The sequence below is a fragment of the Kitasatospora sp. NPDC004272 genome (assembly GCF_053603035.1).
The window spans coordinates 1-12,143 of record NZ_JBSGET010000193.1 but is presented as its reverse complement, the minus strand read 5'-3'; the positions used below and the strand labels follow the sequence as shown (position 1 = coordinate 12,143).

The following is a 12,143-nucleotide window of genomic DNA, read 5'->3' as shown; positions in this document are numbered from 1 at the left end:
AATAACAAACACACACACACAATACGTGTTGGCTGTGTTTGGCTCTGTTTTTCAGCGGGTGGCTCTCCCCCCCGCCGGGGGCCCCCCCCCCCCCGACCGCCCCCTCGACCGCCCCGCGACCGCTCCGCCGTCCGCCGCCGCCGTCCGCCCGGCCGGGGGTACTCCGGGGGCGACCCGCCCGGGGCCCGCCTAGCGTGCTGACAGGGTCCGCCCCTTCTCCGGGTCCGTCGACAGGGAGGCCGTCATGCAGCACTCGCACCTCGTGGACTCCGCCACCGTCGCCAACCTGCGCGACCTCGGCGGCATCGACCTGCCCGGCGGGAACCGGGTGCGGCCCGGACTGGCGCTGCGCTCCGGCCAGTTGGACCGGCTCGACCCGGCCGGCGATCCGATGTTCGGCGCGCTGGGCGTGCGCACCGTCGTCGACCTGCGCACCGCCGCCGAGCGCGCCGCCTTCCCCGACCGCGTCCCCGGCGGGGCGCACCTGCTGGTCGCGGACGTGCTCGCGGACGAGTCGGGCAGCGGCGCGACGGCCGCGCTGGCGGCGGCCCTCGCCGATCCGTCCGGCGCCAACCGGGCCCTGGGCGGCGGCCGGGCCGCGGGCGCCCTGCGCGAGGACTACCGGGCGTTCGTGACCTCGCCGTCCGCCCGGCAGGCGTACAAGCAGCTGCTCACCGCGCTCGCCCACCGGGGCGGCGGCCCGGTGCTCTTCCACTGCACCGCGGGCAAGGACCGCACCGGCTGGGGCGCGACCCTGCTCCTGCTGCTGCTCGGTGCGGACGAACGGACCGTCCGCACCGAGTACCTGTCCGTCGACCCGGCGGTCCGCGCGCACTACGCCCCGCTGGTGGAGCGCTTCCTCGCGGCGGGCGGCGACCCGGAGGTCGCGGACGCCGTGTTCTCGGTCCGCGCCGAGTACCTGGACGCCGCGCTCGACGTCCTCGCCGGGCACTGGGGCGACGCCGAGAGCTACGCCCGGGCCGGGCTCGGCCTGAAGGACGACACCCTGGAGAGCCTGCGCGAGCGCCTGGTCGAGACGGCCTGAGCGCCGCCCGTCAGCCCGCCGCCCCCGCGGCTCCCACGCACGCCTCGTTGCCCTCCGGGTCGGCCAGCACCCAGTGGTTCGGGGCGTGCTCGTCCGTCACCAGGCGGCCGCCCGCGGCGATCGCGGCCGCGATCCGCCGCTCGGCGAGGTCGTGCGGCACCCAGACGTCCACGTGCACCCGGTTGCGCTGCGGGCGGGGCCCGTCCATCTGCTGGAAGTAGAACGGCGCGCCGCGGCGGACCGGGTCGAGCAGGTCCTCCGGGCTGCCGGAGCGGTCCCGGTAGCCGAGCAGCGCCCGCCAGAACGCGACCACGGCGGGCACGTCCAGCGCGTCGACGGTGACCTGGACGGTCTGCACGCCGCCCGGGTCGGCGACCGCCCCGAGCTCCCGGGCGACGCCGGACACCAACCGGGCCAGCTCCACGTGACGCCCGGTCAGCCCGTAGTACTCCGCCCCCGCCTCGATCAGCCGGACGGTCACGCCCTCCGGCCGCAGGTCCACGTCCGCCTCCCCGACGCCCGCCAGCGCCTCCCCGATCGCCCCGACCAGCCGCGCCCCCGCCCCGAACGACTCCGTCCGGAAGAACGCGCACGCCCCCTCCCCCAGCACCCGCCAGTCCTCGGTCCCACCCGCCGCGTGGAACGCCAACGGCCTGATCCGCGTCTCTTCGTGCACGTCAGTCATCCGCGCAGGCTACCGACCCGCACTGACAACACGTCACCACCCCCGCCCGCCGCAGGCGCTCCCCCTACCGCGCCCCCGCCCACGCCAACAGGTGATCCACCGACCACGCCGTGATCACCCGCTCCGCATCCACCCCCACCCCCACCGCCCGCTCGCAACCCTCGACCTGCCAGTCCAGCTCGCCCGGGGCGTGCGCGTCCGTGTCGATCGCGAACAGGCAGCCGAGGTCGGCGGCGAGGGCGAGCAGGTCGTCGGGCGGGTCCTGGCGGTCGGGGCGGCAGTTGATCTCGACGGCGGTGTCGTGCTCCCGGCAGGCGGTGAAGACGGCCGCGGCGTCGAACGCGGAGGGCGGGCGGGGCTGATCGCCGAGCTTGCGGCCGGTGCAGTGGCCGAGGACGTCGACCAGCGGGTTGCGGACGGCGGCGAGCAGGCGGTGCGTCATCGCGTCGGGCTCCGCCCGCAGCTCGGAGTGGACGGAGGCGACCACCACGTCCAGCCGGCCGAGCAGCTCCTCGTCCTGGTCGAGCGTGCCGTCGGGGAGGACGTCGCACTCGATGCCGGTGAGCAGCCGGAACGGGGCGGTGCGGGCGTTAAGTTCCTCGATCAGGTCGAGCTGTTCGCGCAGCCGGTCCGCGCTGAGGCCGCGGGCGACGGTGAGGCGGGGCGAGTGGTCGGTGAGGACGGCCCAGTGGTGGCCGAGGGTGCGGGCGGTGCGGGCCATCCGTTCGATCGGGGCGGTGCCGTCGGACCAGTCGGAGTGCAGGTGGCAGTCGCCCTGGAGGCGTTCGCGCAGCCGGAGCGCGGCGGTGGAGGGGGCGGGGCCGGCGGCGGCGCGGGCCTCGGTCTCCAGCAGGTACTGGGGGGTGCGGCCGACCGAGGCGTCGGCGATCACCCGGGCGGTGACCGGGCCGACGCCGGGCAGGCGCTCGGCCTGGGCGGCGTCGATCGGTTCGGGGGGCAGCGCGGCGGCGGCGACGGCGGCGGTGCGGAACGCCCCGGCCCGGTGCGGGGAGGCGAGTTCGCGTTCCAGCAGGAAGGCGATGCGTTCCAGGGCGGTGACCGGGTCCATGCGGCCAGTCTGCGCGGGGCCGGGCGGGGCCGCACGTGGGCGGGTCCGCTGCGGCCGATCCGCCCGGACCCCTTGTTGACACTCTGTCTCATTGGTTTACTCGTCCTGGAGCCCCACCGCCGCCACCCTCCGGAGCCCGCCCGTGCCCGACACCACCGTCCCGCCGCAGCACCCCGCCCCGCCGCGGACCCCCACCCCGCCCCAGCACCCCGCCCGGCAGCGCAACGCCGACCGCGAACGCAACGCCGCCCGCCTGCTGCGCGCCTCCGCCCGGCACTCGTACGACCCGCTCACCGAGATCGACTGGTCCGCCCCCGTCGACCCGGACCACTACGCGCTGCCCGCGCACCGCGTCGCGCTGTACGGCACCCCGCTGTGGGAGCGGCTGGACGAGCGGGCCCGGGCCCGGCTGAGCGTGCACCAGTTCGCGTCCACCACGGCCGCCGGGATCTGGTTCGAGCTGGTGCTGATGGAGGGCCTGATCCGACACGTCTACGCGGGCGACCTGACCACCGGGCACGCCCAGTACGCACTGACCGAGGTCGCCGACGAGTGCCGGCACTCCACCATGTTCGCCCGCTACATCACCGCCACCGGCTACCCCTCGGCCCGGCCGACCCGGCGCGCGGACCGGCTGGGCAAGCTGCACTTCCTGCTCAACGACACCACCATGACCTTTGCCGGGGCGATCTTCGTCGAGGAGTTCACCGACGCGATGCAGCGCGAGATGGTCCGCGACGAGTCGCTGCAGCCGCTGGCCCGCGCGGTGGCCCGGATCCACGTGGTCGAGGAGGCCCGGCACATCGGCTACGCCAAGCCCGAACTGGAGCGCCGCTGGGCCGCGATGACGCCCGCCCGGCGGGCGGTGTTCCGGCGGGCGCTGGCCCTGCTGGCCCGGCAGGCGGTGGCCGAGATCGTGCACCCGCGGGTGTACGCGCTGGCCGGGCTGGACCCGGCCGAGGCCCGCCGCGCCGCCGGGGCCAACCCGCACTGGCGGCAGGCCCGGATCGACTGGGCCCGCAAGGCGCTGGAGTTCTTCACCGAGCTGGGCGTCCTCACCCCGGCCACCGCCCGCTCCTGGCGGCGCGCCGCACTGCTGCCCTGACCGGTCGCCCGCGCCGCCTGCGCGCCGCGCCCCGCCGCCACCCCCGCTGCCCGAGACTCTGAGCGTGGACGACAACGGGATCCGGCTCGGCACCGGCCGCGGCCGGTGGGTGGTGGCGGCGACGGCGCTGGGCTCCGGCATGGCGATGCTGGACGGCACGGTGGTGAACGTGGCGCTGCCGCGGATCGGCGCGGACCTGGGCGCGGGCCTGTCGGCGCTGCAGTGGACGGTCAACGCGTACATGCTGACGCTGGCCGCGCTGATCCTGCTGGGCGGCTCGCTCGGCGACCGGTACGGGCGGCGTCGGGTGTTCCTGCTCGGGGTGTGCTGGTTCGCCCTCGCCTCGGCCGGGTGCGCGGCCGCGCCGAACGTCGAACTACTGGTGCTGGCAAGGGCGTTGCAGGGCGTGGGCGGGGCGCTGCTGACGCCCGGTTCACTGGCGATGCTGCAGGCGGTGTTCGCCGAGGAGGACCGGGCGGGCGCGGTGGGGGCCTGGTCCGGCCTGGGCGGGGTGGCGGCGGCGGTCGGCCCGTTCCTGGGCGGCTGGCTGGTGGACGGCCCGGGCTGGCGGTGGATCTTCCTGCTGAACCTGCCGCTGGCCGCGGTGGTGGTCGCGGTGACGGCCCGGCACGTCCCGGAGAGCCGCGACCCGGACGCCTCCGGCCGCTTCGACCTGCCGGGCGCGCTGCTGGCGGCGCTGGCGCTGGCCGGGATCACCTACGCGCTGACCGAGGCCGGCTCGGGGCTGACCCCGGGCGCGGTGGCGGCCGGGCTGGCGGGCCTGGCGCTGGCGGCGGCGTTCGTGCTGGTCGAGCACCGCTCGGCGAACCCGATGCTGCCGCTGTCGCTGTTCCGCTCCCGGCTGTTCACCTCGGTCAACCTGGTCACGCTCTGCGTGTACGGGGCGTTCAGCGGGGTGTTCCTGCTGCTGACGGTGCAGTTGCAGGTCGTGGCCGGGTTCACGCCGCTGCTGTCGGGCGTCGCGCTGGTGCCGATCACCGTGCTGATGCTGCTGTTCTCCGGCCGGGCCGGGAAGCTCGGCCGGGCGGTGGGGCCGCGGCTGCCGCTGACGGTGGGGCCGCTGATGGTGGCCGCGGGCGTGCTGCTGATGCTGCGGATCGGGCCGGACGCGGACTACTGGCTGGACGTGCTGCCCGCCGTCACCGTGCAGGGCGCCGGGATGACGCTGCTGGTCGCCCCGCTGACCGCGACCGTGCTGGCGGCCGTGGACGTCCGCCGGGCGGGCATCGCCTCGGGCGTCAACAACGCGGCGGCCCGGGCGGCGGGCCTGTTCGCGGTCGCCGCGATCCCCCCGCTGGCGGGCCTGAGCGGCGACGCCTACCGCGTCCCGGCCGAGGTCGACGCCGCGTTCCACACCTCCATGCTGATCTGCGCCGCCCTCCTCGCCACCGGCGCCGCCCTGGCCTTCGCCACCGTCCGCGCCGACGCCCTGACCCCGCCGCACCCGGTCGCCGAACCGGACTGCGACTGGTACTGCGCCCCGACCACGCCCCCGATGCACCCGGAGGACGGCGCCGCCGGGCGGGGCGGATCCCCGGGCTGAGCTGCCCTTTTCCGTTTTCCGCACGGTGGTGCCCAACTCACGCTCAGCTTCGGCCTATTAAATGCTTTTAACTTGACTTACCGTCAGCTTTGGCCACTGACCGCCCTGCTGATTGTCGACATTCGGCGCTACACTCCGAGGGAGGCCCGCGACACGCACGTACACCCGTACGGGTGAAGCCCCACGGCACCGGACTGACGATAGGGTGACAGCGAGGACAGCACTGGAAGTTGGCACGACGCACGGCCGCCGCCCGGAGCACAGCGCTCCGCGCGGACGTTGATGGTGACGGGACGGCTCGAACCACCGGCCCGCCCCAACCGGGGAGCCGCCCGCGAGCGGCTCCCGCCAGGGTCCGGCCGGGCTCCCCGCGAGCCCCGGCTCCACCCAGTCAGCCCAGTAGCCGAGTCGGCCGACCGGTCGGCTCACGTAGCGCGAAGCGAGACCAGACGCCGTGACCACCAGCGCCACCGAGCCACCGTCTCCGGAGCCGGCCCCATCCGCCGCTCCGCAGACCGGCCTGCCCGCGTTGCCCCCTCCCGCCGCGATCCCCGCCCAGGCCCTGCGGGCCGGCGCCGGGGCCGCTCCGAGTGCACCGGCGCCCACCGCTTCGCCCCTGACCGCACCCGCCCCCGCGGGCACCACCGCCGAGGCGCCCGCCCGCCCGCCGACCGGGCAGCTGCGCCCGGCCGCCCCGCAGCAGCTGGGCTCCGGCCTGCTCCCGTTCCTCGACCGACTGCTGGACCGGGCGATGCAGGTCCTCGCCAGCCCCGCCCTGACCCGCCAACTGCTGGTGGTGGTGTGGTTCGTGGTCATCCCGCTGGCAGTGCTGATCATCGTCGCCGTGCTGGCCGGCCTCTACTTCCTGCTGGGCCGCAACCCGTACGCCCCGCTGATCGGACTCGGCCTGCTCGGCCTGACCGGGGGCGGCACCGCCCTCGCCGCCTGCCGCCGACGCCGCTCCGCCGCGGGCCGCGCGCTCGCCGCCGCAGCGGGCGGCCCGGCCGAGCCGGAGAACTCCGCCGCGCCCGGCCCCTGACCGGGCGCCCGGGCGCGTACCCGCCGCCGGACCGGCCGGCGGCGGGTACCGCGGGGTCACTTCCCGGTCCGGGCCAGCAGCCAGGAGACCACGTGGTCGGTGGCGAACACGATCAGCGCACCGATCGGAACGAAGAAGGCCGCCAGTAGCAGCAGCGGCAGGCCCCCCTCGGGGCCGGCCAGCAGCCGGGCCAGGAGGGCGGAGAGCAGCAGGTCGGCGGCTCCGGCCACGGCGACGTACGCGACGGCGACCCCGGTGCGCAGGGCGGCCCGGCCGGCGGGGGTGCCGGCCGACGAGGGCTTGACGACTCTCATGGCTTGCTCTCCGGATGGGCCTGGCACCTCGGTCGGCGTCCGCACCGTCCCCGACGTGGCGGACACCTCCCCTGTACCCCCCGAGCCCCCCGGCGGATCCTGTCTTTGCGCCGATTCGGCCGCGCCGCGCTCCGGCTGGTAACGGGCACCGCCGGTGAACGGTCGGAACAGTCGCTCGGCGGTCAACCCGACCATCCCCCGGGCTCAACGGGCCTGCGCCCGCCACGATTCGTCAGCCGGTCCACTGGACTCCCACTTCCCGTCGGCTTCTGGCAGCGCGTCGAGTGCCGTCTTCGTGGCGCAAACCCACCCACCCGTCCTCGTCGCCGGGCGGTCCCCCTGCCGTTCGGGGCGTCGGCCTCCGCACGTACGGGTCACAACTTACCCCGAGCACAGGGCAGATGGGTGGCAGTCGGGAGAACCCGTGGCGCGCCGCGGCCGATTCCCGCTCCCGGAAACCGGACACGGCCCGCCCCGGAGCGCTTTCCGGGACGGGCCGTGCGGTGGCCGGCGGAGGGTCAGAGGATGTCGCCGGGCGCGTACTTGGCGGCCTCCGGGTGGGCGGCGGCCACCGCTTCGATGCGGCGGACGAGTTCGCCGACCTGGGCGGCGGCGGCGCCGGTGAAGGAGAGGCGGTCGGCGAGCAGCGCGTCGAGGGCGGCGTGGTCGAGCGGGATGCGCGGGTCGGCGGCCAGCGCGGGGACGAGGGTGTTCTCGCGGGCGCCCTCGCGCATCGCCAGGGCGGCGGCCACCGCGTGCTCCTTGATGACCTCGTGCGCGGCCTCGCGGCCGACGCCGGCCCGGACCGCGGCCATCAGGACCTTGGTGGTGGAGAGGAACGGGAGGTAGCGGTCCAGTTCGGCCTCGACCACGGCGGGGAAGGCGCCGAACTCGTCGAGGACGGTCAGGAAGGTCTCCAGCAGGCCGTCGAAGGCGAAGAACGCGTCCGGCAGCGCGACCCGGCGCACCACCGAGCAGGAGACGTCGCCCTCGTTCCACTGGTCGCCGCCGAGCTCGGCGGTCATCGAGGCGTAGCCGCGCAGGATGACGGCGAGGCCGTTGACGCGCTCGCAGGAGCGGGTGTTCATCTTGTGCGGCATCGCCGAGGAGCCGACCTGGCCGGCCTTGAAGCCCTCGGTGACCAGCTCGTGGCCGGCCATCAGGCGGATGGTCTTGGCCAGGCTGGAGGGGCCGGCGGCGAGCTGGACGAGGGCGGAGACCACGTCGTAGTCGAGCGAGCGCGGGTAGACCTGGCCGACCGAGGTGAAGACGTTCTCGAAGCCGAGGTGGCCGGCCACCCGGCGCTCCAGCTCGGCGAGCTTGTCGGCGTCCCCGCCGAGCAGGTCGAGCATGTCCTGGGCGGTGCCGACCGGGCCCTTGATCCCGCGCAGCGGGTAGCGGGCGATCAGCTCCTCCAGCCGGACGTAGGCGACCAGCACCTCGTCGGCGGCGGTGGCGAAGCGCTTGCCGAGGGTGGTGGCCTGGGCGGCGACGTTGTGCGAGCGGCCGGCCATGACCAGTTCGCCGTACTGGGCGGCGAGGCGGCCGAGGCGGACCAGGACGGCCACCGTGCGGTCGCGGACGTGCTCCAGCGACTGGCGGATCTGCAGCTGCTCGACGTTCTCGGTGAGGTCGCGCGAGGTCATGCCCTTGTGGATCTGCTCGTGCCCGGCGAGCTCGGAGAACTCCTCGATCCGGGCCTTCACGTCGTGCCGGGTGACCTTCTCGCGGTTGGCGATGGAGGCCAGGTCGACCTGGTCCACGACCCGCTCGTAGTCGGCGATCGCGGTGGGCGGCACCTCGATGCCGAGGTCCTGCTGCGCCTTCAGGACGGCCAGCCACAGGTGGCGCTCCAGGACCACCTTGTGCTCGGGGGACCACAGCTGGGCCAGGGTCGCCGAGGCGTACCGGGAGGCCAGGACATTGGGGATCTTGGGCTTCGCGCTCACGTTTCGCAAGCCTAACAGTCAAGGTCAGGGGAGGACGAAGCGCGTCCGGAAACCGGGATGAGCGCGGCGGGGGCGGCGGGTTAGGGTCCGGCCATGACCAAGCGCACTTTCCGGATCATGGTCCGCGGCTCCTTCGACGCCCTGACCGACGAGCAGCGGGCCGAGCTGCAGGCCGCGGCCGCCGAGCACGACGTGCTGCGGGCGGAGTTCACCGAGGAGGGGCACCTGACGTACGACCTGTCGGCGCGGCCGTTCTTCACCTTCCGGTTCCTGGAGCATGGGGAGGCGGAGGAGGACGTGGTGGCGGCGTCGGTGCGGGCCGAGACGGCGGCGGAGCTGTGGCTGACCGACCGCGGGTACGGCTACAAGAACCTGAAGTCGCAGGCGCAGGACATGGCGCTGGCGGCCCTGGGGGCGCGGCAGAAGCAGGAGGCCCGGCGGAAGGGCTGAGCCGCCGGGGCCCGGGCGGGCGGACCGACGCCCGCCCTGTCTGGATCGGTTGACCCCGTGTTAGCTTCTTTGCCAACTCATGGCCCGCACATGGCACCGTCCATACTCGCGGGCCGGGCAACGGGGAAGAAGAGGGGCGCCGCGATGGCGGGGGAATTCAGGGTCGATCCGGACGCGCTGCGCCGGTTCGCCCGCACCAGCGACGAGCGGGCCGAGCGGCTGCGGGCGATCCGCTCCGAACTCGGCGCGCACCAGCTGTCGGCGTCGGCGTTCGGGAAGCTCCCGGAGGCCGACGAGACCGGCCGCGACTACGTGGAGCGGTCCGAGGCGGCGATCGAGAACGCGGGCGCGGCCGGCGACACCATGGACCGGATCGCCGAGTACGCCGAGGGCATGGCCGCGGCGTACGAGCGGGCGGACGAGGCCACCGGGCAGGACATGCGGGCGATCTCGGCGGGGCTGGGCGGATGAGCGGGCCGGTCTCGGGCGCGGTCGACGCCTACACGAAGATCAACAACTGGATGAGCCCGCTGGGCAGCGTGGTCGACGGGATCATGCGGCCCCTCGTGGAACCGCTCGCGGAGCCCCTGGAGTTCGTCACCGGCGACCCCGAGGGGCTGGAGGACGCCGCCCGGCTGTGGCAGCGGCAGGCCGAGCAGCTGCGCGAGCTGATCGCCGACCAGCGGCGCGACCGGGCCGCGCTGGCCGGCGAGTGGGAGGGGGCGGCGGCCGACGCCCTGCAGGCCGAACTCGCCGAGCTGGAGCAGGCCCTGGAGGCCGAGGCGGCGGACATGGAGGGCACCGCCGAGCTGCTCACCGAGGCCGCCGCCGAGTCCCGGATGGCGCAGGACCTGGTCGAGACGGTGATCCGCGAGCTGATCGAATGGGCGATCATCACGTTCGCCGCCTCGCTCGCCTTCAGCGTGATCACCGCCGGGGTGTCGCTCGCCGCCGAGGCGGCCGCGGCCGCCGCCGAGGGTTCGATCGCCAGCGTCCGGATAGCCAACCTGGTGCGCAGGCTCGCCAGCGCGCTGAAGAAGATCGCCGACGCGATGAAGGCGCTCAAGGCGGTCTCCAAGCGTCCGCACCTCAACCCGAAGAAGCCCTGGACCTGGAACAAGCCGCTGGACGTCGAGGCGTACCTGGCCAAGACCGGCGTCAAGGCCATCGGCAAGGCCGGACTGCACGGCATCGGCCTGACCGGCAACCCGGTCGGGCAGACCGTCCAGCAGGCGGTGCAGAGCGGCGCGGGCATCCTCGGCGACGAGGCCGACGACCGGATCGGCGGCACGCCCGGCCCCAGCACGGCGCTGCGCGAGCGCCTCGGCGCGGCCCAGCCCGCGCAGCCGCCCGCGCTCAGCCCCGAGGAGCGCCGTCGGCGCTTCGAGGACGCCTTCGGCTGAGCAGGCCCGCGCTCCACCGACCCGCACCCACCGAGGAGTTGACCCGTGCTCGACCGGGACCGCCAGTTCGCCGCACCGTTCCTCGCCGCCGGGGAGCAGCTCCGGGCCGCCGCGCCGGTCTCGCTCGCGCCCGGCATCCCGCGGCCGCCCGAGGAGCTGCTGACGCCCCGGCGGCCCGGTGAACTGGAGCAGCGGCTCGCCAAGCCGTTCGGCCTGCTGCGGCGTGCGTACGCGGTGGTCAACCCGGCGTCCGCCGCCGTCGGGGCGGTCGAGGACCGGATGCTGAACGCGGTGCCCGAATCGGTGTGGCACGGCACCGGGATGGACGGCGGCTGGCACTCCACCGCCGGACGCCTGGTGGTGCGCCTGCACGAGGACGGCGCCCACGGCAGTGCCCTGCTCGCCCTCACCGACCGGCGGCTGCTGCTGCTCGCCGACCGCGCCAAGCCGTGGCAGCTCACCGAGCAGCACGCCCTCCAACTGGAGCTGCCGCGCCCGGAGGTCACCGCCGCGCGGCGCAACGCCAAGGGCGTCACCCAGCGCGGCCGGGTCGACCTGCACTTCCGTGACGGCTCCTGGGTCGCCCTCACCACCCCGCTGCCGTCCGCGGCGGACGAACTCGCCGCCGCGTTCGGTCGACCCTAGGGCCGGTGCGGGGCCCCGGTGCGGGGCCCCGGTGCGGGCCCGGCGGAAGGGCCGGGCGGAAGGGCCGGGCGCGGGGCGGCTCAGAACAGGGTGTCCTGTTCGGCGGCGGGGCGGGACCTGGGGAGCAGGGCCAGGCCGTCGCAGGTGGTGGCGGCGGGGTCGGCGTGCAGGGTCCAGCCGGTGAGCAGGCGGGTGTCGAGCAGCAGCGGGGGGCCGTCGGAGCGGTCGAGGAAGAGGTGCCCGCCGATCGGTCGGCGCAGCCGGCCGGCCAGCCGGGCGCCGTCGGTGACGGCCTTGACCTGCTGGTAGTGGTCGGGGGCGCCGTCGGTGAGGCCGTAGAGCTCGACCTGGTCGGTGACGGGGTGGTCGGTGAGCAGTTCCAGCCGGTCGTGGCCCTGGTCGGTGAGCAGGCGGTGGGCGCGGGTGCGGGCGGCGGTGACCGCGTCGTGCCGCTGCGCGGGGGCGGGCAGGCTCCACCAGGCCGGGTACTTGGCGGCGGCGGGGATCCGCTCGCGGGCCAGTCGGGCGTGGGCGAGGGCGAGTTCGGCGCGGCGGACCGCGGGCAGCGGGCCGCGGGCGACGAACGTCCAGGTGAGGGCGGCCTGTTCGAGCAGGCGGGCGGTGCCGCGCTCGACGGCGGTGAGGCCGACCTTGAGCAGGCCGGGGGCGAACCAGGCGAGGTAGAGCCGGTACTCGCGGCCGTCGTCGAGGATCCGGTCCCGGGCGAGCTGCAGGCCGCGGTCGGCGTTCTGGCAGGGCGGGCACTGGCTGGTGGTGCCCTCGGCGGGGACGGCGGCGCTCCGACGGCGGGGTGAAGTACCCGCTGGCCTCGGCCGCCGCCGCCGAACGCCTCGGCTACGCCGGGACGGCGCCCG

The 12,143-nt window shown here is 75.3% G+C and carries 13 protein-coding genes; 8 read left to right on the top strand and 5 right to left on the bottom strand.

The window, feature by feature from the left end; genetic code table 11:
* The first annotated feature begins 244 nt into the window (after positions 1–244).
* Positions 245–1,045 (top strand): tyrosine-protein phosphatase, encoded by an 801-nt coding sequence (locus ACWEO5_RS35640; RefSeq protein WP_452166260.1) that lies wholly within the window; start codon positions 245–247, stop codon positions 1,043–1,045.
* Between the two features lie 10 nt (positions 1,046–1,055).
* Here ACWEO5_RS35640 and ACWEO5_RS35635 read toward each other — a convergent pair whose 3' ends face one another.
* A complete protein-coding gene (locus ACWEO5_RS35635) occupies positions 1,056–1,730 on the bottom strand; it encodes a VOC family protein (RefSeq protein ID WP_452166259.1) in 675 nt (224 codons plus the stop codon).
* 64 nt (positions 1,731–1,794) lie between these two features.
* Complete coding sequence (locus tag ACWEO5_RS35630) at positions 1,795–2,799, bottom strand: PHP domain-containing protein (RefSeq protein ID WP_452166258.1); 1,005 nt, start codon at positions 2,797–2,799, stop codon at positions 1,795–1,797.
* A gap of 142 nt (positions 2,800–2,941) precedes the next feature.
* Between ACWEO5_RS35630 and ACWEO5_RS35625 the strand changes: the two genes are divergently transcribed.
* The 3 genes from ACWEO5_RS35625 to ACWEO5_RS35615 all read left to right on the top strand — a co-directional run bounded on the left by ACWEO5_RS35625 (position 2,942) and on the right by ACWEO5_RS35615 (position 6,507).
* Positions 2,942–3,904 carry an AurF N-oxygenase family protein gene (locus ACWEO5_RS35625; RefSeq protein ID WP_452166257.1) on the top strand — a complete coding sequence of 321 codons (963 nt, stop codon included), beginning with the start codon at positions 2,942–2,944 and terminating at the stop codon, positions 3,902–3,904.
* Between the two features lie 64 nt (positions 3,905–3,968).
* Positions 3,969–5,468 carry an MFS transporter gene (locus tag ACWEO5_RS35620; RefSeq protein WP_452166256.1) on the top strand — a complete coding sequence of 500 codons (1,500 nt, stop codon included), beginning with the start codon at positions 3,969–3,971 and terminating at the stop codon, positions 5,466–5,468.
* Between the two features lie 529 nt (positions 5,469–5,997).
* Positions 5,998–6,507 carry a hypothetical protein gene (locus ACWEO5_RS35615; RefSeq protein WP_452166255.1) on the top strand — a complete coding sequence of 170 codons (510 nt, stop codon included), beginning with the start codon at positions 5,998–6,000 and terminating at the stop codon, positions 6,505–6,507.
* Between the two features lie 56 nt (positions 6,508–6,563).
* On the opposite strand, the gene ACWEO5_RS35610 is transcribed toward ACWEO5_RS35615, so the two are convergent.
* Together ACWEO5_RS35610 and purB are read right to left on the bottom strand one after the other, a co-directional pair.
* A complete protein-coding gene (locus tag ACWEO5_RS35610; protein ID WP_452166254.1) occupies positions 6,564–6,821 on the bottom strand; it encodes a hypothetical protein in 258 nt (85 codons plus the stop codon).
* Positions 6,822–7,339: 518 nt separating this feature from the next.
* Positions 7,340–8,770, bottom strand: coding sequence for an adenylosuccinate lyase (gene purB / locus ACWEO5_RS35605; protein WP_380275700.1), 1,431 nt, complete (start codon positions 8,768–8,770; stop codon positions 7,340–7,342).
* Between the two features lie 93 nt (positions 8,771–8,863).
* Here purB and ACWEO5_RS35600 point away from each other — a divergent pair, with 93 nt between their 5' ends.
* The 4 genes from ACWEO5_RS35600 (at position 8,864) to ACWEO5_RS35585 (ending at position 11,268) form a co-directional block, all read left to right on the top strand.
* The gene (locus ACWEO5_RS35600; protein ID WP_344554657.1) at positions 8,864–9,220 is read left to right on the top strand and encodes a DUF6204 family protein; all 357 of its coding nucleotides are present in this window, start codon (positions 8,864–8,866) and stop codon (positions 9,218–9,220) included.
* 144 nt (positions 9,221–9,364) lie between these two features.
* Positions 9,365–9,691: a type VII secretion target gene (locus ACWEO5_RS35595; RefSeq protein WP_452166253.1), complete on the top strand. Its 327-nt coding sequence runs from the start codon at positions 9,365–9,367 to the stop codon at positions 9,689–9,691.
* Positions 9,688–10,623, top strand: a complete 936-nt coding sequence (locus ACWEO5_RS35590; protein ID WP_452166252.1) for a WXG100 family type VII secretion target — start codon at positions 9,688–9,690, stop codon at positions 10,621–10,623. Before ACWEO5_RS35595 ends, ACWEO5_RS35590 begins: the two co-directional genes overlap by 4 nt.
* A gap of 45 nt (positions 10,624–10,668) precedes the next feature.
* A complete protein-coding gene (locus ACWEO5_RS35585) occupies positions 10,669–11,268 on the top strand; it encodes a hypothetical protein (RefSeq protein ID WP_452166251.1) in 600 nt (199 codons plus the stop codon).
* A gap of 80 nt (positions 11,269–11,348) precedes the next feature.
* On the opposite strand, the gene ACWEO5_RS35580 is transcribed toward ACWEO5_RS35585, so the two are convergent.
* Positions 11,349–12,143, bottom strand: a 795-nt coding sequence (locus tag ACWEO5_RS35580; RefSeq protein ID WP_452166250.1) for a DUF2797 domain-containing protein, incomplete at its 5' end; no start/stop codon positions are given.